This window comes from Streptomyces sp. NPDC018000, assembly GCF_044328025.1.
Lineage (GTDB): Bacteria > Actinomycetota > Actinomycetes > Streptomycetales > Streptomycetaceae > Streptomyces.
Window position 1 is genome coordinate 1 of the sequence record NZ_JBIRGM010000031.1, and the last position, 22382, is coordinate 22382.

The window sequence follows — 22382 nt, forward strand, 5'->3', positions numbered from 1 at the left end:
GTCTGCCGCCCCGCACCACACGCACCCGCCCGGCCTGCCGGTCGGCGACAACGGCCGCATGCCGCGCCTCCAGCGCGGCCAGGCGCCGGGACTTGCGGAACCACTCGCTCCGGGAGCGGTAGCCGCCCGCAGCGTGCTTCGTGCCCCGCTCACCGATCGGTAGGGACAGGCGGTGCCGCAGCGTCCTGATCCCGGCTTCCAGATTCCGGATGTGTGCTGCCTGGCCACGGCGTGCGAGCGCCCATTGATCGTGCGTGGCCTTGGTGATCGCGCCCGCGATCCGTGACGACGACAGCGGAGTCAGGTCCCGCTTGCGCGACGCCCAGGTGTCCGCGCTGTGCTCCAGACCATCCGCACAGCGAGCCTTGAGATCACGGGAAGCGAGCGCACCCTGATGCGCACCGACCGCGCGCAGGACTCCCTCGTCGTGCAGCGTGAGGTGTTTGAGACGGTCCCGGATTGCCACCCCAGCAGGCCCCGGCACCACGAAGGACGCCGCCAACTCCCTCAGCCCACCCACCACACCACCCCCTCCCCCGAGGCCGGACACCTGCCACCCAGCCCAACGAGCAACAGCCGCCAAGGTCACCCATTCGGCTCCAGAACCTCCGTTCCCACCCAGCGAACCCACCGCAAGGACTCACCCCCGCTCACCACAACTCACTTCAGTGCAGCAAACCGGCAGCAGCTCGCAACCCCTCGCGATGACATCCTGGTGAGGTGAACGGACCGGAGATCCACCTCGAAGTCGACCCCGAACTGCGGCTCTTCGTCGCTCATGAACGCCGCCGGGGACGCTCGGCCGTGGCCACCGACGGCTCCTCCACCCTCGGCCATGTCGTGGAGTCGCTCGGCATCCCGCTCACCGAGGCCGGACAGCTCCTGGTCGACGGCCGCCCCGCAGCCGTCTCGCACATCCCGAGGGCGGGCGAACTGGTCGAGGTACGCGCCGTGAAACGCCCCCAGCACGTCCCGGGCGCGCCCTTGCGGTTCCTGCTCGACGTCCATCTCGGCACGCTCGCCCGGCGGCTTCGGCTGCTGGGTGTCGATGCCGCGTACGAGAGCGAGGACATCGGTGACGCCGCGCTGGCCACCCGGTCTGCGGACGAGCGCCGTGTGCTGCTCTCCCGGGACCGCGGGCTGCTGCACCGGCGGGAGATCTGGGCCGGGGCGTACGTCTACAGCGACCGGCCGGACGACCAACTGCAGGACGTTCTTGAGCGGTTCACGCCACATCTGGCCCCCTGGACCAGATGCACCGCCTGCAACGGCCCGCTGAAGGCGGCCGACAAGGACTCCGTCAGCGACCATCTGGAGCACGGCACCCGGCGCTCGTACGACGTCTTCGCGCAGTGCACGGAGTGCGACCGCGTCTACTGGCGGGGTGCCCACCACACCCGTCTGGACGCGATCGTCACGAAGGCGCTCCACGACTTCGCGCCCAGGAGACAGCCATGACCACCACCCCGAGCACCTCACCCGACACGGTCGACGTACTCGTCGTGGGCGCAGGCCCCACCGGCCTGCTGCTCGCGGGCGACCTCGCCAGCCAGGGCCTCTCGGTCGCGCTCGTGGAGCGCCGCCCGCACGGGACCAGCAACATGACGCGCGCCTTCGCCGTACACGCCCGCACACTCGAACTGCTCGACACCCGCGGTCTCGCCGACGAGCTCGTCAAGACGGGCACGCCCCTCTCCGCCCTGCGCTTCTTCAGCGGTCTCTCGGTCGACCTCTCCCGGCTGCACACCCGCTTCCCCTTCGTGCTGATCACCCCGCAGTACGAGGTGGAGCGCCTGCTGGAGCGCCGCGCCCGCACCGCGGGCGTCCATTTCCGGTACGGCACGGAGCTGACCGCGCTCCACCAGAGCGCCGCATCGGACACCGTCACCGCCGAATTGCGCGAGGCGGACAACAGCCTGACCACGCTCAGCGCCCGCTACCTCGTCGGTACCGACGGGGTGCACAGCCGAGTGCGTCAGACACTCGGCCTCCCCTTCCCCGGCGATTCCGTGATCCGGTCGATCGTCCTCGCCGACGTCCGGCTCGCCGAGGAGCCCCCAGGCCTCCTGACGGCCGACGCCGTGGGGGACGCCTTCGCCTTCATCGTCCCTTTCGGCGACGGCTGGTACCGCGTGATGGGCTGGAACCGCGCACACCAGGCCGCCGACAGCGACCCCGTCGATCTCGACGAACTGCGCGAGATCACCCGCTGCGCCCTCGGCACCGACTACGGCATGCACGAGGCGCGCTGGATCTCCCGCTTCCACAGCGACGAACGCCAGGTGCCCGCCTATCGCACCGGCCGGGTCTTCCTCGCCGGGGACGCCGCCCATGTCCACTCACCCGCGGGCGGCCAGGGCATGAACACCGGCCTCCAGGACGCGGCCAACCTCTCCTGGAAGCTCGCCGCCGTACTGCGCGGGCAAACGGCCGCCCCGGAGGCACTGCTCGACAGCTATCACACGGAACGGCACCCGGTCGGGGCGATGGTGCTCCGCTCCAGCGGCGCCCTCATCCGCCTCGCCATGGCCCGTACCCCGCTCCAGCGGACGGTCCGGGCACTCGCCGTCAGGGTGCTGTCCACGATCCGGCCCGCCTCCGACAAGGCCATAGGCCTGGTCTCCGGCATCTCGATCTCCTACGCGGCACCGTCCGGCGCCCACACCCTCACCGCGAGGCGCGCCCCCGACCTGAGCCTGCAGGAGGGCCGCCTCCACCAACTGCTGCGCGACGGCACGTTCGTCCTCGTCACCCCCGCCGACACCGCCACTCCGGCATCATCGACGCCGTTGGTGCACGCCCACTGGAGGAGCGACCGCACCACCGCCCTGCTCGTCCGCCCCGACGGCTACATCGCCTGGGCGAGCGACCACGCCGACCCGGCGGCCCTGCAGGCCGCACTCACCCGATGAACACGCCCGGCACCCGCAGCGCCTGTGGCGCCCCCAGCACCCGCATCGCCCACCAGAGGCCGGAAGGCGCGTCAGAACACGTACTCATCCCCGGTGGCCGGAGCCAGCCCCTCGCCATCCTCCTCGCCCCTCATGGCACGCTGCTTCCATGACTGTCGCCCGCTCCGTCGCTCTGTTCGTCGTCGCCGCACTCTTCGAGATCGGCGGTGCCTGGCTCGTCTGGCAGGGCCTGCGTGAGCACCGGGGCTGGATCTGGATCGGCGCGGGCGTCATTGCGCTGGGCGCCTACGGCTTCGTCGCCACGCTCCAGCCGGGCGGCGAGTTCGGCCGCATCCTCGCCGCATACGGCGGTGTCTTCGTCGCGGGCTCGTTCGCCTGGGGCATGGTCGCCGACGGCTACCGCCCCGACCGCTGGGACGTGATCGGCGCGCTGATCTGTCTGGCCGGCATGGCCGTGATCATGTACGCCCCGCGCAACCACTGACCGCGCGCCTGCCTATCCTGACCCCGTACCGATCAGTTGTCCGAGGAGTCCGCCATGGCTGCCACCCCGATCGCCGTCATCACCGGAGCGAGCAGCGGCATCGGAGCCGCGACGGCCCGACAGCTGGCCGCCGCCGGCTACCGCGTAGTCCTGACCGCCCGCCGCAAGGACCGCATCGAGGCGCTCGCCGCCGAGATCAACGAGGCGGGCCACCAGGCAACGGCCTACGCCCTGGATGTCACCGACCGCAATGCGGTGGACGAGTTCGCCACGGCGTTCCGTACCCTCGCCGTCCTCGTCAACAACGCCGGCGGTGCACTCGGTGCCGACCCCGTCGCCACCGGCAACCCCGCCGACTGGCGCCAGATGTACGAGACGAACGTCATCGGCACACTCAACGTCACCCAGGCCCTGCTCCCCGCCCTCACCGAGAGCGGCGACGGCACGGTCGTGATCCTCTCCTCCACCGCAGGCCTCGCCACCTACGAGGGCGGCGGCGGCTACGTGGCGGCCAAGCACGGCGAACACGTCCTGGCCGAGACCCTCCGCCTGGAGATCGTCGGTACCCCGGTCCGCGTCATCGAGGTCGCCCCCGGCATGGTCAAGACGGAGGAGTTCGCCACCACCCGCTTCCGCGGTGACACCGAGAAGGCGGCAAAGGTGTACGCGGGCGTCGAGTCCCCGCTCACCGCCGACGACGTGGCCGACACCATCACCTGGGCCGTCACCCGCCCCAGCCACGTCAACATCGACCTCCTGGTGGTCCGCCCCCGCGCCCAGGCCTCCAACACCAAGGTCCACCGCACCGCCTGAGAGCCCGCGTCGGGCGCAAAAGGCCTCAGCCCTTCACACACACAACCTGCTTGAGCTTGGCGACGACCTCCACCAGGTCCCGCTGCTGCTCGATGACCCGCTCGATCGGCTTGTACGCGGCCGGAATCTCATCCACGACACCGGAGTCCTTACGGCACTCCACTCCCCGCGTCTGATCCTCCAGGTCCCGCGTCGAGAAGCGCCGCTTCGCAGCGTTCCGGCTCATCTTCCGGCCGGCGCCGTGCGAGGCCGAGTTGAAGGACTTCTCGTTCCCGAGGCCCTTCACAATGTACGAGCCGGTGCCCATCGAGCCCGGGATGATCCCGAAGTCTCCGGAACCCGCACGAATCGCGCCCTTCCGTGTGACCAACAGGTCCATGTCCTCGTACCGCTCCTCCGCCACATAGTTGTGATGGCAGGAGATGACGGGCTCGAAGGTGACCTTGGCCTTCTTGAACTCCTTGCGGACCACGTTCTGGAAGAGCGCCATCATGATGGCGCGGTTGTGCTTCGCGTACTCCTGCGCCCAGAACAGGTCGTTCCGGTACGCCGCCATCTGCGGGGTGTCGGCGATGAATACGGCGAGGTCACGGTCGATCAGGTCCTGGTTGTGCGGCAGCTTCTGCGCCTGCCCGATGTGGAAGTCGGCCAGTTCCTTGCCGATGTTCCGCGATCCGGAGTGCAGCATCAGCCAGACCGAACCCGACTCGTCGAGGCAGAACTCGATGAAGTGGTTGCCCGATCCGAGCGTTCCCATCTGCTTCGTGGCACGTTCCTGACGAAACTTGACCGCATCGGCCACACCGTCGAACCGCTTCCAGAAGCCGTCCCACCCCTTCGCCGGGAAACCGTACAGCCGGTCCGGGTCCACGGCCTCGTCATGCATGCCGCGGCCCACCGGAATGGCCTGCTCGATCTTCGACCGCAGCCGGGACAGGTCGCCCGGCAGGTCATTGGCCGTCAGGGAGGTCTTCACCGCGGACATTCCGCAGCCGATGTCCACGCCGACCGCCGCCGGACAGACCGCACCGTGCATCGCGATCACCGAGCCGACCGTCGCCCCCTTGCCGAAGTGGACGTCCGGCATGACGGCGAGACCCTTGATCCAGGGCAGAGTGGCCACGTTGCGCAGCTGCTGCATCGCGACGTCCTCGACCGAGGCCGGGTCGGCCCACATGCGGATGGGAACCTTGGCGCCCGGCACCTCTACATAAGACATAGTTCCTCGATTCCCCCGAAAAGCCTGAAAGCGCAAAACCGGTGCCAAGGTCGGCAAACAAGTCGGTCGACCGGCATTCACAGCGGCGCGTGCGATACACATTGTGTCCACCGGTCGCCGTCGAGCGGCAACCGTTTTTCGCACGAAGGGAGCCCAGGACCGTGCGACGAGTGGCGTACGTACCCGGCACCGTGCTACTGGCGGCGCTTGCCGTCAGCTGCAGTGCCAGCACCGGAACGGGTGGCTCCGCCCCCGACAGCAAGCCCGGCGAGACGGCCGTCACCGTGGCGGCCCCCGGCAAGTACCGCACCCTCCACGACCCTTGCCGCGCCGTTGCGCCGTCCACGCTGAAGGACCTGCTCCCGGGCGCCGCCGAACTCCCCGAGGACCAGCAGAAGAAGGTGTACGAGGGCACGGCCACCGCCACCTATGACACCGACCGAAGGGTCGGCTGCCGCTGGAAGTCCGAGGCCCCCCACTCCTCGCACACCCTCTTCATCGACTTCGAGCGCGTCGTGTCCTACGACCCCGCGGTGAGCGACGACGACCGCGCCCGCGAGGTGTACGCGAAGAAGGAGACCGCCGCCGGTCTGTCCTCGCCCTCCGCCACGCCCGGCAGCGCAGAGGAGGAGCAGACACCCCTCTCCCCGGAGCCCGAGGAGGACTCCGCCTCGCCCTCCCTGCCCGGCCCGGCCTCCCAGGACAAGAACACGGACGAGCCCGCGGGCGGGAGCACCGACGAAAGCCTTGCGCCACGCAACCTCGACGACCTCGGAGACGGTGCATTTCTGGACGATCAGCTCACACGGGCAGGTTCCACCGCACAGAACCGCACGGTGAGCGTGGTATTCCGCACATCGAACGTCATCGTGACCATCGAGTACACCGAGCAGCCGACCGTCTCCACCGTGCTCCCCGACAGCAAAGAACTGCAGGACAAGGCCCAGTCGCTGGCCCGGGCGCTGGTCGAGGAGTTCAACGAATAGCCCCGTCCGGGGCACCCCGGACCGGCGTCACCCACGCCCGTCGGCTGCCCGCCCGAGGCGGCATCCGGTCGCCGTCCGTCGTACCGTGGCCCTCCGGAACACCCGCCGAACCATCCGCCGATCCACCCGCCGATGCCCGAGCCCCGACGCCCGAGCCCCGACCGGCCGAGCCCCGACCGCCCGTGCCCGACCACATGGCAGCACGTCCGCCGCGCCACCCGAGTGAAGGAACCATGCACCGTTCAGCCCCGCGACTCTCCCGCATACTCGCCTGCGCCGCCGTTCCGGTGATGCTCGTCGTCGCCGGCTGCTCGTCGGACTCCGGTGACAAGAAGGACTCGGGTTCGTCCTCGTCGTCCGCCTCGCCGAGCGCGAAGAAGTCGGAAGCGAGCGTCGAGCCGGCGAAGTTCGCCGCACTGCCCGACCCGTGCAAGTCGATCAGCACGAAGACGGTCACCTCTCTGGTCCCCAAGGCGAAGTCCAAGGGCGGCACACCTGCCGGCTCCAGCGACACCACGTACCGCGCGGGCTGCTCCTGGAACGGCCTCGACGACAACGGCGTGAAGGGTTCCCAGTACCGCTGGCTCGACGTCGGTTTCACCCGCTTCGACTCGGACCAGACCCTGGGCAGCGGCGCCAAGCGCGCGCAGGAGGACTACGCGAAGCAGGTCGCCAAGGCCAAGGCGACCGAGGGTGCGAAGAAGGTCACCGAGGCGCCCGTCTCCGGCATCGGCGAGACAGCCACCAAGATCACGTATGACCTCGCCAAGACGAGTGAGGACTTCAAGTACGCAACGGTCGTGACCCGCACGGGGAACGTCGTCATCACCCTCACCTACAACGGCGCGGGTTACGCGGGCGCGAAGACTCCGTCCGCCGGCGACATCCTGAAGGGTGCCGAGAAGGCGGCCAAGGAGGCAGTGGCCTCGGTCGCCGACGCCGACACGAAGTCGGTCGCACCGAGCGGGTCGACCAAGCCCAGCGGGTCGACCAAGTCCAGCGGGTCGACCAAGTCCAGCGGGTCGACCAAGTCCAGCGGGTCGACCAAGTCCGGCGAGAAGGCCAAGTCCAGCGAGAAGACCACGGACAAGAAGACGAGTTAGGCCGACAGGGCCCGCCCCAACGCCCCTGCCAGGAACACTTCCACGAAGCCCGGTCCTCCCCCGAGCACCGGGCTTCGCCCCTCCCTGCGCAACATGCCGCTCCCTCATGTGCCAGGCTGTGCCCGCCAGAAGTCGAAGCAGGACGTCGAACAAGGAAAGCGGGGAGGGGAACGCGGTGGCCGCGATGCAGCTGACACGCACCCACCGGATACTCATCGGTCTCGTGGTCGCAGGCGCGGTACTCATCGCCGCGATCGGGTTCGCGGGTTCGTACGCGGCGGTGCGCGAGCTCGCCCTGCAGAAGGGCTTCGGGAACTTCTCGCTGGTCTTCCCGATCGGCATCGACGCGGGCATCTGCGTCCTGCTCTCCCTGGACCTGCTGCTGACCTGGCTGCGCATCCCGTTCCCGCTGCTGCGCCAGACGGCCTGGCTGCTGACCGCCGCAACGATCGCCTTCAACGGTGCCGCGGCCTGGCCCGACCCGCTCGGCGTCGGCATGCACGCGGTCATCCCGGTGCTGTTCGTGGTCTCCGTCGAGGCCGCCCGGCACGCCGTGGGTCGGATCGCCGACATCACGGCCGACAAGCACATGGAAGGCGTGCGGCTCACCCGCTGGCTGCTCTCCCCCGTGCCGACGTTCCGGCTGTGGCGGCGGATGAAGCTCTGGGAGCTCCGGTCGTACGAGCAGGTCATCAAGCTCGAACAGGACCGGCTCATCTACCAGGCCCGCCTCCAGGCCCGCTTCGGCCGCAACTGGCGCCGCAAGGCACCCGTCGAGTCCCTGATGCCGCTGCGCCTGGCGAAGTACGGCGTTCCGCTGGCCGAGACCGCCGGGGCCGGCCTCGCCGCCGCAGGCATCGAACCGGCCCTGCTGCCCCCGGCTCCGGCCCCTGCCCCGGCTCCGGCCCAGGTCGAACAGGGCGAGTTCCAGCCCGAGTTGCCGTACGCCGGGCCCCAGCCCCAGCGGTACGAGCACGAACACGAACAGGAGCACCAACAACAGCAGTACGAGAACGAGCACCACCAGCACGAGCACCACCAGCAGCAACACACCCACCCCTCCGACCCGGCCACCGCCGAGGAGTGGCCCCAGGAGGACCCCGGCTCGCACGAGAACCCGTGGTTCGCGCGTCCCCGGTTGCCAGACGACGCGCACAAGAGTGCGCCCAACCCGGCGTACGACGAGGGCCTGGAGCCCGCCCCGGTCAGGGTCCCGTCGGGCCCCAACGGCCGCACCCGCCCGCTGGGCAACGTGGGCACCATCGACACCGTCCCGGCCCCCCGCGCCGCGGAACCCCAGCCCGAGCTTCAGCCGGAGCCCCAGCCCGCGCCCGAGCCCGCGCCCGAGCCCGCGCAGGACCCGGTGGAGTGGGCGGAGGAGGACGCGGAGTTCGTCGAGATCGCGTACGAGGCGTTCGCCGCGTTCGTGAACCAGCGCAACGACTTCCCGAGCGTCGATGCCCTGGACATATATGTCTCGGACGGCCACAACGTCAGGCACCCGCGCAGCGCCTCGCTGATCCGCCGCATGATGCCGGAGTTCAAGAACCGGTACCACGCACAACTCGAAGCGGACCACATCGCATAGGAACACCCGTCCGACCCCGTCCGATGCCGTCCGGCACCGTACGCCCCCGCCGTCCGGCGCTTGACGACGCGGACCCGGCAACGACGCAGGGCCGCCACCCGAACCACCGGGTGACGGCCCTGCGTACAAGAACCCCCTACGCGCCCAGCAGCCTCCGCACCCGGTCCGCCCCCACGGCCAGCAGCAGCGTGGGCAGCCGCGGCCCCGTGTCCCGGCTGACCAGCAGCCGGTACAGCAGCGCGAAGAACGACCGCTGCGCGGTCTTCAACTCGGGCGTCGGCTTGGCGTCGGGCTCCAGGCCCGCCAGGATCTTCGGCACGCCGTAGACGAGCGTGGTGAGCCCGTCCAGCGACCAGTGCGAGTCCAGCCCATCCAGGAGCAGCCGCAGCGACTGGCGGCCCTCCTCGTCCAGCGAGCCGAGCAGCTCCTTGTCCGGCTCGTCGCGGACGATCGTGCGGGCCTCGGCCGGAACCTGGCTGGTGATCCAGCTCTCGGCGCGGTCGAGACGGGGCCGGGCCTCGTCCAGCGAGGTCAGCGGGTCCTCCGGGTCCAGCTCGCTCAGGATGCGCAGCGTCTGCTCGTCATGCCCGGCCGTGATGTCGACGACCGACGCGAGCGTGCGGTACGGCAGCGGGCGCGGCGTACGCGGCAGCTCACCGGCGGCCGTGCCGATGGCCCTCGCGTACGCGGCGGCGTCGGCCGCCAGCACCGAGCCGTCCGCGACCTTGCGCGCCAGCGAGTCCCACTCGTCGTAGAGCCGCTGGATCTCCTGGTCGAAGGCGATCTTGAAGGACTGGTTGGGCTTGCGGCGCGCGTACAGCCAGCGCAGCAGCGGCGCCTCCATGATCTTCAGCGCGTCGGCCGGGGTCGGCACGCCGCCCTTGCTGGAGGACATCTTCGCCATGCCGGAGATGCCGACGAAGGCGTACATCGGGCCGATCGGCTGCACACCGTCGAAGATCTCGCGGACGATCTGGCCGCCGACGACGAACGAGGAGCCCGGCGAGGAGTGGTCCACGCCGCTCGGCTCGAAGATCACGCCTTCGTACGCCCAGCGCATCGGCCAGTCGACCTTCCAGACCAGCTTGCCGCGGTTGAACTCGCTCAGCCGGACGGTCTCGGCGAAGCCGCACGCCGTGCAGGTGTAGTTCAGCTCGGTGCTGTCGTCGTCGTACGACGTGACGGTCGTGAGGTCCTTCTCGCAGTTGCCGCAGTAGGGCTTGTACGGGAAGTAGCCGGCCGAACCGCCGCTGCCGTCGTCCTCGGTGGCCGCGCCGGATCCCGCCTCGGCCTCCAGCTCGGCCTCGTCGACCTTCTTCTGCTGCTGCGGCTTCTTACCGCCCTTGGCTCCCGCCGCCGGGTCCTTCTTCGTCCGGTACCGGTCGAGAACGGCGTCGATGTCGGCGCGGTGCTTCATCGCGTGCAGGATCTGCTCGCGGTACGCGCCCATCGTGTACTGCTCGGTCTGGCTGATGCCGTCGTACTCGACGCCGAGCTCGGCCAGCGAGGCGGTCATGGCGGCCTTGAAGTGCTCGGCCCAGTTCGGGTGCGTGGACCCGGCCGGGGCGGGCACCGAGGTCAGCGGCTTGCCGATGTGCTCGGCCCAGGACTCGTCGACACCCGGGACGCCGTTCGGAACCTTGCGGTAGCGGTCGTAGTCGTCCCAGGAGATCAGGTGCCGGACGGTGTACCCGCGGCGGCGGATCTCGTCGGCGACCAGGTGCGGGGTCATGACCTCGCGGAGGTTGCCCAGGTGGATCGGGCCCGACGGGGAGAGGCCGGACGCGACGACGACCGGTTTGCCAGGCGCACGACGCTCCGACTCGGCGATGACATCGTCCGCGAAGCGGGAGACCCAGTCGGTCTCGGTGCTGCTCTGACTCTGAGCCACGGTCTGCACGTCCTTCTCTCTTGTAGGACTCGTAGGAACACCCTTGTGGGACTGGTAGGGGCACCGCCCATTCTCCCAGGTCCCACCAGCAGAGCGAAAACGCGTTTACCCGCCGTGGAATACTGGGTGCGATCCCTTGTACCCCTACGGAAACGGCAGCCAGCCCATGGCCTCGGTCAATTCCCTCGCTTCCACGCTCCAGCAGCAGCTGGCGGACGCCCTGACGGCAGCGCTGCCGGATGCCGGCACCGCGGACCCGCTGCTGCGCCGAAGCGACCGGGCCGACTTCCAGGCCAACGGCATCCTGGCCCTCGCCAAGAAGCTCAAGGGCAACCCGCGCGAGCTGGCGTCCCAGGTCACGGCCGCGATCCCGGCGGGCGGCCTGATCAAGGAGATCGAGGTCTCCGGCCCCGGCTTCCTGAATGTGACGCTCTCCGACAGGGCGATCATCGAGACCCTTGCCGCGCGTGACGCGGACAACGAGGGCCGGCTCGGTGTCCCGTACAACAGCGCCGCGGGCACCACGGTCATCGACTACGCGCAGCCGAACGTGGCCAAGGAGATGCACGTCGGCCATCTCCGTTCCGCGGTGATCGGCGACGCGATGGTGCAGATCCTGGAGTTCACGGGCGAGACCGTGGTCCGGCGGCACCACATCGGCGACTGGGGCACCCAGTTCGGCATGCTCATCCAGTACCTGATCGAGCACCCGGGCGAGCTGAACCACGAGGGCGACGGCGGCGCGGCGGACGGCGAAGCCGCCATGTCCTCCCTCAACCGGCTCTACAAGGCCTCGCGGGCGCTCTTCGACTCCGACGAGGAGTTCAAGGCCCGCTCCCGGGACCGGGTCGTGGCCCTCCAGGCCGGTGACGAGGAAACCCTCTCCATGTGGCAGCGCTTCGTCGACGAGTCGAAGATCTACTTCTACTCGGTCTTCAACAAGCTCGACATGGAGATCCGCGACGCCGACATCGTCGGCGAGTCCGGCTACAACGACATGCTGGAGGAGACCTGCCGCATCCTGGAGGAGTCGGGCGTCGCCGTCCGCTCCGAGGGTGCGCTGTGCGTGTTCTTCGACGATGTGAAGGGCCCGGACGGCAACCCGGTGCCGCTGATCGTCAAGAAGTCGAACGGCGGTTACGGCTACGCGGCGACGGACCTCTCCGCGATCCGCGACCGGGTCCAGAACCTCAAGGCGAACACCCTGCTGTACGTCGTGGACGCACGGCAGTCCCTGCACTTCAAGATGGTCTTCGAGACGGCCCGCCGGGCCGGCTGGCTGAACGAGGACGTCAAGGCCACGCAGCTCGCCTTCGGCACGGTGCTCGGCAAGGACGGCAAGCCGTTCAAGACCCGTGAGGGCGAGACGGTCCGGCTGGCGGACCTGCTGGACGAGGCGATCGACCGGGCGTCCACCGTCGTGCGCGAAAAGGCGAAGGACCTCACCGACGAGGAGATCAACGAGCGCGCCACGCAGGTCGGTATCGGCGCGGTGAAGTACGCGGACCTGTCCACGTCGGCCGCCCGCGACTACAAGTTCGACCTGGACCAGATGGTGTCGCTGACCGGCGACACGAGCGTGTACATCCAGTACGCGCACGCCCGGTCCTGCTCCATCAAGCGCAAGGCGGGCGAGCTGAAGCCCCAGCCGCACCCGGAGCTGGAGCTGGCCCAGGCCGAGCGCGCGCTGAGCCTGCACCTGGACCAGTTCGGCGAGGTCGTGGCCGAGGTCGCCGCCGCGTACGAGCCGCACAAGCTGGCCTCGTACCTCTACCAGCTGTCGTCGCTCTTCACGACGTTCTACGACCAGTGCCCGGTGCTGAAGTCCGAGGTTCCGGGCGATGTCGCCGAGAACCGCCTCTTCCTCTCGGACCTCACCGCCCGCACCCTGCGCCAGGGCATGGAGCTGCTCGGCATCAGGACCCCCGAGCGCCTCTGAGCCCCGTCCGCACACATACGCACCCGGCCCGGTGGCTGTGACCGTTACTCCTTGGTCACCCACTGGGCCGTGTCGTGCCGGTAGATGTACGACGGCCGCGCCTTGATGCTGCTCGTACGGAACGGCTTCCCGCCGTCGTCGATACGCAGCGTCCCCTTACGGCCGCCGCTGCTCCACTCCAGCTCCAGGTACCAGCTGACGTCATGCCCTTCGACATGTACGTCGAGGTCGAACACCTCCACATCGGTGGAGGTCACCCGGAACGGGAAGTCCTTCGGCGGCACCCGCTCGTCCCCCTGCTGCCCCGCCACCGGCGTGACGGCCGGCCGGATGTCGTCGAGGTCGATGTCGAAGGACTGCGGCGTGATGCCGCTCCCGCAGCCGTCCCCCATCGAGTACACCGACCACGGCAGCGGCGCCTTCCGGGACAGCGTCCGCACATGCAGTCCGTTCAGCACGACGGCCTCCCCCGACTTCCCCTGCACGGTGACTTCGAGCAGCATCTGGCCGCCGTCCACCCCGCCGAGCGCCCTGGCCCAGCCGCGGGTGTCCTGCGGCGGGGGTGGCGGAGGTACGTCGTCCGGCTTCTGGTCCAGCACGTAGTACTGATTGCAGGGCGCTTCCCAGTTGTACGAGCTGATGGTGGCGCTCAGGGGCACGCCCCCTCCCGTCTGCGCACCGGGCCCTGCGCCCGCTCCCGCGCCGTGCCCGGTGGACGCGGAGACGGAGGCGCGCTCGGACGGCGGGGACGGTACGCCCGCAGCGCCGGACCTGGTGGGCTTGCCCGACGGATTCACCATGCCGGGCGACGCGGACGCGCTCTCGCCGTGGTCGGGCAGTTCGGGTGCGCCGTTCTCCACGGCGTCCAGGGCGGGAATATTGCTGAGATCGCCGAGGCCGCTGGTGTCCGTGCCCGAGAGATTACTGACGATGACCGCGGTGGGCACGGTGAGCGCGACGACGGCGACGGCCGCGAGCAGGACGCGCATCCGCGGGGAGGACCAGAGCCTCCGGCGCCGGCTCGCCCCGGTCGTCACGATCTCGGCCACGGGCGCGTCGTCGCCCTTGTCCTCGCCCCCGTCCCCGTCCCGGTCCTCGGGCGAAGCCACAGCCTCAGAAGCCACAACCTCAGTGACAGCCGCAGCTCCCGGCTCGGCAACGGACCCGGAATCAGAAACGGAATCAGAAACAGAACCAGGAACGGAAACGGGAGCAGCAACAGAATCGGGAACGGGAGCAGGCCGCCGTCTTGCCGCATCGGCCACGATCCACCGCCGGTGCAGCTCCACCAGCTCGTCCGGGCTCGCCCCGCACAGCCGCCCCAGCCGCTCCACCGGCGCGTACTCGTTGGGCACGGCGTCCCCGTTGCAGTACCGGTGGAGCGTCGATGTGCTGACGTGCAGTCTTCTGGCGAGAACCCCGTAGCTGTGCCCCGACCGAGCCTTCAGTTCCTTCAGCAGAGCCGCGAATTCCTCGGCTTCCGGCGTCGCCACTTCGGCGTTCCCCCTCCTGGTCCGTCCCGGAACACCGTTCCAGGGACGTGGAATCTGCCCAGGTCACAGTACGCGCAAGCATTCCAGCTTCCCCAATGGCCCGTTCGGCGTTGCGGCCGGAATCCGCCGTCCCGCAGTCTGTGACCACACCGCAGAGACCACCGGGACGACGCAGTGCGAACCCATTCCCGCATCGACCTGATCGATGCCGTGGCAATCGGCGTAGTGATCGTGTCCACGATCGTCGTGGTCCTGATCTGCCTCCACTGACTGAACGACCGCACCAAGACACACGGGGAGTACCACCACCATGCGCAGCAACCGCGTCCGCACCACCGTCCTCGCCGCGACCGCCCTCCTGGCCGCCCTCTCGCTCACCGCCTGCAGTGACAACGGCAGCAGTGACAACGGCAAGGCGGGAGCGGCGGCTCCGGCAGGGAGCGCCACCGACCAGCAGTCCCCGGCCGCCGCCACGCCGAACACAGGCAAGGACGCCAAGGACGCCGGCAGCAAGTCCAACACCTCCGCCGCGGATACCGCCTCCACCTCCGCATCCACATCCAAGGGCTCCGCCGGCGCCACGGCCGGCCGGAAGAGCAACACCGGCGCCACCGGGACCAGCAGCAGCTCCCCCGTCACCTGCACGGGCGGGAACACCAAGGTCACCGTCACCAAGGTGAGCCGACCGATCAACCACCTGCTGCTCACCGCGACCAACACGGGCTCCCGCCCCTGCTACGCGTACCACGCGCCGGCACTCCGGTTCGACGACGCCCAGGCCGCCTTCCCGGTCGCCCGCAACAGCATGCCGCAGGCCGTGGTCGCCCTCGAACCGGGCCAGTCCGCCTACGCGTCCATCGGGCTGTTCGGCGAGCCCGACGGGAAGGACCTGCACAAGGGCAAGCACCTCGCGGTGTACTTCATGCCCAAGAGCAACTCGGGCTCCATTGGCGCCCCCGCCGAACTGACGCTCCCGGCCAACACCTACTGGGGCGACAACGGCTTCGTCACCTACTGGCAGAGCAACATGGACGACGCCCTCACGTACTGATCCCTCATCACACAAAGAACCGCCAACTCGTCGCCCCCCAAAGGCAGTAGATCGTAGGATCGGATCTCCAAACCTGAGGGGGGCGACATGCGGGCATCGGCAGCCGCAGCAGCCGCAGCAGCACTGGTGCTGATCACCGGCTGCGGCCAGGCGGCGGAGTACCGCACGTCGGACAAGGAATCCAGCAGCCCCACCTCCTCGCCGACCCCGTCCGTGAACCCGTCCTACGGCGAGCTGTACCTCGCCGAGAACGAGTGCGCCGCCCCCGAGCCCGGCAAGAAGGGCGTCTACCGGGAGGTCCCGTGCGGCGACTCCAAGGCCGTCGCCCGGGTCACCTACCGGATGGAGGCCGGCTACGCCGAGCCGTTCTCGGCCACCTCCTGCTCGGAGACCACCGACTTCGCGATCAACGTGCCGATCAGCCTCGCCTCCCTGGAAGGCACCCAGGCTTCGGGCGAGGGCTACGCCTGCATGCGCAACCTGAAGCCTCCGCACCCCGGCGACATCGGCGGGGGCGGCGGCCCCAGGATCGAGGTCGGCGACTGCGTGCACAGCGACGGGAAGAAGGGGGACGTGATCACGGAGGCCGCCTGCCGGACCAAGGGCAAAAAGGACGGCGCGACCCACAAGATCATAAAGATCGTCGAGGACAGGTTCGCGGTCGGTTTCGACGACCCGTGCGACTACAAAGCCGATGCCGTCTTCACCGAAAACCCGATGTTCGACTCCGACCCGGTCAAGAACGACCGCGTCCTGTGCGGCAAGAAGCTCTAGGGCCTGCGGCCACGGCTAAGGCCACCATCCCGGTGCCTGCGGACCGGGTCCGCAACCGGCTCAAGCGCGGCTCGCTCGGCGGCCGGCCGCCGAGGTTCGACAAGGACGACTACGAGCAGCGGCACGCGGTCGAGTGCGGGACCAACCGCCTCAAGCGCCACCGGGCCGTCGCAACGACCCTCAGACGACGTCGAATTCGTTGCCCTCGGGATCCTGCATGGCGGCGGCGTAGAGCCCCATGTCCGGCTCATCCTTGATCCGCAGCACGGTGGCACCAGCTTTGATCAGCCGTTCCACCGCAGCCTTGACCCGCTGTGTGCGGACGTCCAGTGGGACGTCACGGCCCCCACCGACCTTCAGGTCGAAGTGCCACCGGTTCTTGGCGGCCTTCGGCTCCGGAACCTGCTGGAACCATACCCTCGGTCCACGTCCCGCGGGATCGATGATCGACTCCGGAATATCGCCGGCACCGGCCGGCAACTCTGCCTCGGGCACCCCCATCGCCGCCCAGTAAGCACGCCACGTGGCGTGCTCGCCCGGCGGAGGCTCAGGCACGTAGCCCAGGGCCTCGGCCCAGAAATTCACCATTCTCTGCGGATCGGAGCAGTCGATCGTCAGCTGCACTGTCATCTCCATGCTCGGAGCATCCCAGGCAGGTCTGACAGGCGATCAACTTTCGCAACACACCTTAGGGACGGTGGTCCAGGCCCATGGCCCAATCCCTCAGCACGACGAAGTCGTCAATCGACATACGGCTCATTCTGCACTCCTGGTGATCAACGACGACCGGCGGGCGGCCCGTTACCCGATCCAGGTCTCCGCGGATTCGGCACTGTACGCGGGCGCCCGACCTGGTACACGGCCACCTCGGCCGGCCGCGCACGCACTCGTTAGCATCGCCCGCATGGCAATGTTCGTGCACCTGACACCCGCGGTGAACGCGGCACGCATCCGCCGTTCCGGAATACGCGCCGTCAGCCACGGCCGCGACGTGGCACGGTCGCGGGGCCTCTACTGCTTCCCCGTGCTCCCCTCGTACACCCTCACCCACCAGTGGCTGCGCGAGCTGGCCAGGCACGGCCGCCCGCGCGGCCTCGTCGCCGTGCACATACGTCTGCCGGACGACGAGCCCGTCACCGTGGGCCGCTACTACCGCGACCCCGCGACCGTCACCGCCGCCGAAGCCGTCCGCCGTGTCGCCGCCGTGACCGACCCGCGCGGCTGGGAGGTGTTCGTTCCCAGGACGGTCACCAAGCGCGAGGTGCACCGCATCCGCGCGGTCAGCCAGGTCACCGGCTGGCGGTACCTCCCCGACGCGCACGGCAGGCCGCCCTGCACCTGCTTCGGCTGCCGGGTACGCGGCGAGTACGGATCGCAACGCCTGCGGCAGCGCCGACCGCACCCCCTCGACGGCCCCGCCCCTGCGAGCTCGGTCCTCCTCCGCCGGATCGCTGCGGCGGGCACCCCCGGCGACCCGGCCCGACTCACCGAGACCCTCCGCCTGTTCGGCATGCGTCGACGCGGACCGCTCGACCAGCTGGTCCACCTCGCGGACCACCCCGCCCCGGAAGTCCGGGCAGCCCTCGTCGAGGCGGTCTTCCGCTGGAAGGCACCGGGCGTCGGCGCACTCCTTCAGCGCCTCTCCCAGGACCCCGACGCGAAGGTCCGGGAGGCCGTCGAGTGGGCCACGCCCGACCCGCAGCCCTGACCGAACTCGCACCACACCACCTTGCCCGGGTTCCGCTCCCCGACCCCCCACCGATCGGCCACCGCCGCCACGAGCAGCAGCCCGCGCCCCGACTCCCCGTCCGGCTCCCGCACCCCCGGCTCCCCGTCCCCGCTGTCGTGGACCTCGACCCGCAGCAACTTCCCTTCCTCCCGCAGCAGCAACCGCACCAGATACCCCCGCCCCGGCGGCGCCCCGTGCACCAGCGCATTGGTCGACAGCTCGCTCACACACAGCAGTACGTCATCCAGCCGCGCACCGAACCCCCAGTCGGCGACAGCCCCTCGCACGAACTCCCGTGCAGCAGGCACCGATCGGCGATCACGCCGGTAGAACCGCTCACGCAGCAGCGAGAGTTGCATCGTCTCGTTCATGCGGCGAGAGTCACACTCTGTGACTACGCTGCCGCAGTATGCGCACCCGTACAGATTTCTTGTACGGGTCGTGCGCGCGTGACGTACGCATGTAGGTGGGAGTTCGATCCGTATGCACCCCAGAAAGCGGCAGCGCAAGAACGCGTCGGCAATGAAACTCGTGGGCAAACTGGTCGGCGTATTTCGCATCGCGGCCGGCCTGACCCAGGCCCAGCTCGCGGATCGGGTGGGCCACCAGGTGGAGACGATCGCCTCCATCGAGCAGGGCCGACGCGCACTGCTGCCGGAACTGGCCCGCCGGTTGGACCAGTTACTGGAGACAAAGGGGGCGCTGGAGACGGCGGTGGACAACATGCCGGAGGTGGACCTGATCCCGGCGTGGGTCGAGCATTACCTGGACCTGGAACGCGAAGCCCTGGCACTGTCCTGGTACGACAACCAGGTGCTCCCGGGACTCCTCCAGACAGAGCCGTACGCCCGAGCCGTCTTCCGCAACCGAGTCCCCGTCTTCAGCGAGGACGAGATCGCCATCCAGACCACGGGCCGCCTGACGCGCCAGGAAATTCTGCACCGCCCCTCGCCCCCGACCATCAGCTTCGTCGTCTGGGAACCGGTCCTGATGCTCCAACTCCTTGACGACGAGGGGCATGCCGAGCAACTGCGCCACCTGCGGGCGTGCGCCGCGCTCCCCGGCATCTGCCTCCAGGCCCTGCCACTGAGCAGCCGCACCCACGCTGGGCTCGACGGCCCCTTCATCCTGCTCGAAACACCGGACTTCCAGCGCGTCGCCTACTCCGAGACGCAGCGCGGCAGTGTGCTCGTCTCCGACCCCGACGAGGTCAGCATCCTCGCCCAGAAATATGCGATGCTGCGAGCCCAGGCCCTCAGCCCCGAAGACACCGTGGGCCTGCTGGACCGTCTGCTGGGAGAGCAATGAGCACTGCACGCGAGTGGTTCAAGTCCAGCTACAGCAGCGACGAAGGCGGCGCCTGCCTCGAAGTCGCCTACGAATGGCGCAAGTCGAGCTACAGCGGCAGCGAAGGTGGCGCCTGCCTCGAAATCGCCGCCCACCCCACCGCCATCCACATCCGTGACTCCAAGAACCCCGACGGCCCCACCCTCACCGTCGCGCCCACCACCTGGACGGCCTTCGCCGGCTTCGCCGCCGACCGGCGCCTCGGCTGAGCCCACACTCACGGGAGGAATACCACCGCCATGGCTGTCATCCACCGCACCACCCTGACGCCCACCAAGCTGGAACTCCTCGCCACCTGGCTGCCCGCGCAGCCCTGGTACCGCGGCAAGGCGGGACAGCAGCCGGAGCTGGCCAGGACCGGCGGCTTCCGGCTGGACGACCCGGACGGCGAAGTCGGCATCGAGTTCATGGCGGTCACCGACACGTCCGGGGACCAACCGGTCACGTACCAGGTGCCGTTCAGCTACCGAGGCGCACCGATCGCGGGCGCGGACGAAGCGCTCATCGGCACCACCGAGCACGGGGTGCTGGGGAAGCGATGGGTCTACGACGGGACGCGTGACCCGGTTCTCGTCGCCCAGTTGTTCGCGCTGATCGTCGGCGAGGCCGAGCCGCAGATGCAGAGCACGAGCGACACCCCCGACCCATCCGTCATCGGTTGGTTCGCGGAGTCCGGCACCACAGCGGCGATCGCCTCCACGACCGTGACCGACGACCCGAGCGGTACGGACCTCCTCGTGGAGACGGCATCCGGCAGACGCCGCCTGACCGTCCACATCAACCGCGTTCTCCAGCCCGGCCAGGCCACCGATGGGCAGGCACTCGGCCACGTCACCGCGGACGCGCCGCTGCCCGACGGCACCACCGCACGCACCGCCTTCGCCGTCGTCCGCGCACACCCGTAATCCACACCGAGTCCGGCCGCGGGCGGTGTGGGAAGCCGACCGCACCCCAGCCGCTGTCAGTGGCCGCGTCTAGAGTCGCAGTCATGGCGACGCTCCCGAATCCGCTTTCCTCACTGGCAGCCTCCGGGCTCCAGCTCCCGCCCGGCAAACTGGTCGACACGACGATCGACGAGCCGTGGCACGAGCCGCTGCTCTGGTACGCCGACGAACCCGCGTCCCCCGGGACATGGGCCGCGATGCGCACCGCGGGGCGGCCGGTCGGGCTTCTGCCCGTGCTGGTGGACGGCGGGATACGCGACCACTGGCCGGATTCCTGGTCTCTCGCCCCGGCCATGATGACGTACCCGGGCGACCACGACGCCGAGGACGTGCTCAGCGAGTTCTGGGAGGCGTACGCCCCCGACGAGCTCGACGCCGACAACGAGTGGCCGGGTCTGGCGCCCGCCCCGTCCGTGTCCGGGCCCGACACCGCGGACGACCTCGCGACCGAGATAGCCGACCAGCTCACCGATCCCGGAGGGCCGTTGGAAGGGCTACGGATAGCCCTGGCCCCCGCACGCCGCAGCGCGGACATTCCGGCGGCGATCGGCTGGACGGGCCCGCTCAACCATGAGAACGACGTGGCACGGCTCTGCGCGGTGCTGCGTTCCTGGGAGGACCGCTTCGGTATACGGGTCGTGGCGCTCGGCTTCGACACTCTGATCGTCTCGGTCGGCCGACCGCCCACGACGATCGAGGAGGCACGGGCCCTGGCCGCCGAACACTTCGCGTTCTGCCCGGACAACCTCAACCAGTCAACGCTCAGCAGCCTGGACGCGTATGCGGAGAAGGCCCTGCTGGACCAGGAGACGTGGGCCTTCTGGTGGGACTGAGTACGGCAACTCATGTCCCGCGACAACTGCGGGGTCAGGGGGCCTTGAGCAGATCGCGGAGTTCGTTCACATAGGCACGCACCTCACGCCCGGCGGCGTGCCCATTGACAGCATCCGTAGCGAGGGCCGCACCATGGGCGGCCTGTCGGCAGGGACGGCAGAGGCCGTCGGGAAGCGCGTCGGGGCGGCCGGGCGTGCCGCACTGGGCGCATTCCACCATCACCCGTCGGGCAGAACCGGTAGGGATGTCCGGAGCGGCGGGCAGCGCGGGCGGAATCTTGTCCTTGAGCCGGTGGCGCAGGAAACCGACGGGTGAGTCGACCCGGGCGGGAAGTCCGGCGGTGAGCGCCTGGGTGAGGTAGTCCGTACTCACGCCGCGTGCGAGCCATTCCGTGGCGCGTGCCTCCAGTGCCTCGCAGTCGGCGGCTGAGAGGGCCAGCCGGTGGTCCACGCGCCCGAGCCGCGCCAGGGCCAGGTACGCGGGCGAGAGGCACCCCGGACCCGGCTGCGCGGGTACGGCGGGTACGGGTGTGGGTGTGGGCGTGGCAGGCGTATCGGCGGGGGCCCCAGGTGCCGGAATCGGGACCTGCGCGCGGGTCCGGGGCGACAGGGGCGCGGTCGTCGGTGCTTCCGGCACGGCCCTTGCCCAGGGCTCAGCCGCTGCACAAAGCGCGGGCCTCACCCCGGGCACGGCCCCCGTACCAAGCACCGCCCCCGCCCCGGGCACGGCACCGTCCTCCGGATCGGCCACGGCCCGGTGGTCCTCCGCGTCCAGGTAGGCGTTCCACCATTCGTTGTCGCGCGCGGTGCGGGACCAGAAGGTGCGGAAGACCCAGCGGACCTGCTCTCCCTCGCCCACCAGGCAACGCACCCGGCGCAGGTGCCCCGCCACCGACAAGGCGGTCAGGGCACTGCCGACGGCCTGCTGTCCGTACAGCGGCAGTTGCTTGGCCAGGGTCTTCACATTCATGGCCGCACCGTCGGGCAGGTGGTCGACGAACCCGGCGACATACCGCTCCCGTTCGGGCAGCAGAGCGAAGTCATCGGCGTGAGGCGGACGTTGGTCCGGCGCGGACCGCTTGCCGTAACCGGGCTTGGCCTCGGATACGCGGGGGAGGATGCGGGTGCGCACGGGGCGGGGCTAAGGTTCTGAGTAGCCACGAGATCGCTCTTTCTCTCTTCGATCTTGGGGTGAGACCCTGACCCGGTGCGACGAACACCGTGTCGGGGTCGTTTTGTTGCCGGAACCGTAAGCAGTCGTGACGCCGCGCTGCAA

The 22382-nt window shown here is 69.5% G+C and carries 21 protein-coding genes and 2 pseudogenes; 15 read left to right on the top strand and 8 right to left on the bottom strand.

All coding sequences use genetic code 11. The features are described 5' to 3' along the window. Positions 1 to 520: pseudogene (locus ACH4EW_RS30250) on the bottom strand (IS200/IS605 family accessory protein TnpB-related protein); the annotation flags it as partial. A 200-nt stretch (positions 521 to 720) separates the two neighbouring features. On the opposite strand from ACH4EW_RS30250, the gene ACH4EW_RS30255 reads away from it, so the two are divergent. From ACH4EW_RS30255 to ACH4EW_RS30270, 4 genes are all read left to right on the top strand, one after another. Further along, complete coding sequence (locus ACH4EW_RS30255) at positions 721 to 1458, top strand: Mut7-C RNAse domain-containing protein (RefSeq protein ID WP_398262385.1); 738 nt, start codon at positions 721 to 723, stop codon at positions 1456 to 1458. Further along, the gene (locus tag ACH4EW_RS30260; RefSeq protein WP_398262387.1) at positions 1455 to 2912 is read left to right on the top strand and encodes an FAD-dependent monooxygenase; all 1458 of its coding nucleotides are present in this window, start codon (positions 1455 to 1457) and stop codon (positions 2910 to 2912) included. The genes ACH4EW_RS30255 and ACH4EW_RS30260 overlap by 4 nt, the downstream gene beginning before the upstream one ends. Before the next feature lie 148 nt (positions 2913 to 3060). Further along, positions 3061 to 3396, top strand: coding sequence for a YnfA family protein (locus ACH4EW_RS30265; RefSeq protein WP_398262389.1), 336 nt, complete (start codon positions 3061 to 3063; stop codon positions 3394 to 3396). A gap of 54 nt (positions 3397 to 3450) precedes the next feature. Beyond that, positions 3451 to 4209, top strand: coding sequence for an SDR family NAD(P)-dependent oxidoreductase (locus ACH4EW_RS30270; protein WP_398262391.1), 759 nt, complete (start codon positions 3451 to 3453; stop codon positions 4207 to 4209). A gap of 25 nt (positions 4210 to 4234) precedes the next feature. Here the strand turns inward: ACH4EW_RS30270 and ACH4EW_RS30275 are convergent, their stop codons facing one another. Further along, a complete protein-coding gene (locus ACH4EW_RS30275) occupies positions 4235 to 5428 on the bottom strand; it encodes an RtcB family protein (RefSeq protein ID WP_398262393.1) in 1194 nt (397 codons plus the stop codon). A 170-nt stretch (positions 5429 to 5598) separates the two neighbouring features. Here ACH4EW_RS30275 and ACH4EW_RS30280 point away from each other — a divergent pair, with 170 nt between their 5' ends. The 3 genes from ACH4EW_RS30280 to ACH4EW_RS30290 all read left to right on the top strand — a co-directional run bounded on the left by ACH4EW_RS30280 (position 5599) and on the right by ACH4EW_RS30290 (position 9105). Further along, positions 5599 to 6414, top strand: a complete 816-nt coding sequence (locus ACH4EW_RS30280; protein ID WP_398262455.1) for a DUF3558 domain-containing protein — start codon at positions 5599 to 5601, stop codon at positions 6412 to 6414. A 233-nt stretch (positions 6415 to 6647) separates the two neighbouring features. Beyond that, complete coding sequence (locus tag ACH4EW_RS30285; RefSeq protein WP_398262395.1) at positions 6648 to 7517, top strand: DUF3558 family protein; 870 nt, start codon at positions 6648 to 6650, stop codon at positions 7515 to 7517. Between the two features lie 184 nt (positions 7518 to 7701). Continuing rightward, positions 7702 to 9105 (top strand): DUF2637 domain-containing protein, encoded by a 1404-nt coding sequence (locus tag ACH4EW_RS30290; RefSeq protein WP_398262397.1) that lies wholly within the window; start codon positions 7702 to 7704, stop codon positions 9103 to 9105. A gap of 136 nt (positions 9106 to 9241) precedes the next feature. On the opposite strand, the gene lysS is transcribed toward ACH4EW_RS30290, so the two are convergent. Continuing rightward, positions 9242 to 11005, bottom strand: a complete 1764-nt coding sequence (gene lysS, locus ACH4EW_RS30295; RefSeq protein ID WP_398262399.1) for a lysine--tRNA ligase — start codon at positions 11003 to 11005, stop codon at positions 9242 to 9244. Between the two features lie 157 nt (positions 11006 to 11162). On the opposite strand from lysS, the gene argS reads away from it, so the two are divergent. Continuing rightward, complete coding sequence (gene argS, locus ACH4EW_RS30300; protein ID WP_398262457.1) at positions 11163 to 12935, top strand: arginine--tRNA ligase; 1773 nt, start codon at positions 11163 to 11165, stop codon at positions 12933 to 12935. 44 nt (positions 12936 to 12979) lie between these two features. Here argS and ACH4EW_RS30305 read toward each other — a convergent pair whose 3' ends face one another. Next, complete coding sequence (locus tag ACH4EW_RS30305) at positions 12980 to 14059, bottom strand: transcriptional regulator (protein WP_398262463.1); 1080 nt, start codon at positions 14057 to 14059, stop codon at positions 12980 to 12982. A gap of 216 nt (positions 14060 to 14275) precedes the next feature. Beyond that, positions 14276 to 14428 (bottom strand): annotated as a pseudogene (locus ACH4EW_RS30310) (helix-turn-helix domain-containing protein); the annotation flags it as partial. Positions 14429 to 14738: 310 nt separating this feature from the next. Between ACH4EW_RS30310 and ACH4EW_RS30315 the strand changes: the two are divergent. Then, positions 14739 to 15479 carry a DUF4232 domain-containing protein gene (locus ACH4EW_RS30315; RefSeq protein ID WP_398262401.1) on the top strand — a complete coding sequence of 247 codons (741 nt, stop codon included), beginning with the start codon at positions 14739 to 14741 and terminating at the stop codon, positions 15477 to 15479. Between the two features lie 87 nt (positions 15480 to 15566). Next, positions 15567 to 16253: a hypothetical protein gene (locus tag ACH4EW_RS30320; RefSeq protein WP_398262403.1), complete on the top strand. Its 687-nt coding sequence runs from the start codon at positions 15567 to 15569 to the stop codon at positions 16251 to 16253. 180 nt (positions 16254 to 16433) lie between these two features. Here ACH4EW_RS30320 and ACH4EW_RS30325 read toward each other — a convergent pair whose 3' ends face one another. Next, a complete protein-coding gene (locus tag ACH4EW_RS30325) occupies positions 16434 to 16889 on the bottom strand; it encodes a VOC family protein (RefSeq protein ID WP_398262405.1) in 456 nt (151 codons plus the stop codon). 268 nt (positions 16890 to 17157) lie between these two features. Here ACH4EW_RS30325 and ACH4EW_RS30330 point away from each other — a divergent pair, with 268 nt between their 5' ends. Further along, on the top strand, positions 17158 to 17961 hold the full coding sequence (locus tag ACH4EW_RS30330; protein ID WP_398262407.1) for a HEAT repeat domain-containing protein: 804 nt from the start codon (positions 17158 to 17160) through the stop codon (positions 17959 to 17961). On the opposite strand, the gene ACH4EW_RS30335 is transcribed toward ACH4EW_RS30330, so the two are convergent. After that, a complete protein-coding gene (locus tag ACH4EW_RS30335) occupies positions 17886 to 18353 on the bottom strand; it encodes an ATP-binding protein (protein WP_398262409.1) in 468 nt (155 codons plus the stop codon). The two genes, ACH4EW_RS30330 and ACH4EW_RS30335, sit on opposite strands and share 76 nt — an antisense overlap. Positions 18354 to 18504: 151 nt before the next feature. Between ACH4EW_RS30335 and ACH4EW_RS30340 the strand changes: the two genes are divergently transcribed. The 4 genes from ACH4EW_RS30340 (at position 18505) to ACH4EW_RS30355 (ending at position 21106) form a co-directional block, all read left to right on the top strand. After that, a complete protein-coding gene (locus ACH4EW_RS30340) occupies positions 18505 to 19290 on the top strand; it encodes a Scr1 family TA system antitoxin-like transcriptional regulator (protein WP_398262459.1) in 786 nt (261 codons plus the stop codon). Further along, positions 19287 to 19538: a DUF397 domain-containing protein gene (locus ACH4EW_RS30345; protein WP_398262411.1), complete on the top strand. Its 252-nt coding sequence runs from the start codon at positions 19287 to 19289 to the stop codon at positions 19536 to 19538. The genes ACH4EW_RS30340 and ACH4EW_RS30345 overlap by 4 nt, the downstream gene beginning before the upstream one ends. A 30-nt stretch (positions 19539 to 19568) precedes the next feature. Then, positions 19569 to 20234 carry a 1,4-alpha-glucan branching protein gene (locus ACH4EW_RS30350; RefSeq protein WP_398262413.1) on the top strand — a complete coding sequence of 222 codons (666 nt, stop codon included), beginning with the start codon at positions 19569 to 19571 and terminating at the stop codon, positions 20232 to 20234. A gap of 83 nt (positions 20235 to 20317) precedes the next feature. After that, complete coding sequence (locus ACH4EW_RS30355) at positions 20318 to 21106, top strand: DUF4253 domain-containing protein (RefSeq protein WP_398262415.1); 789 nt, start codon at positions 20318 to 20320, stop codon at positions 21104 to 21106. Between the two features lie 34 nt (positions 21107 to 21140). Here ACH4EW_RS30355 and ACH4EW_RS30360 read toward each other — a convergent pair whose 3' ends face one another. After that, entirely contained in the window at positions 21141 to 22238 is a 1098-nt protein-coding gene (locus tag ACH4EW_RS30360; protein WP_398262417.1) for a MarR family transcriptional regulator, read from the bottom strand. Between the last annotated feature and the right edge of the window lie 144 nt (positions 22239 to 22382).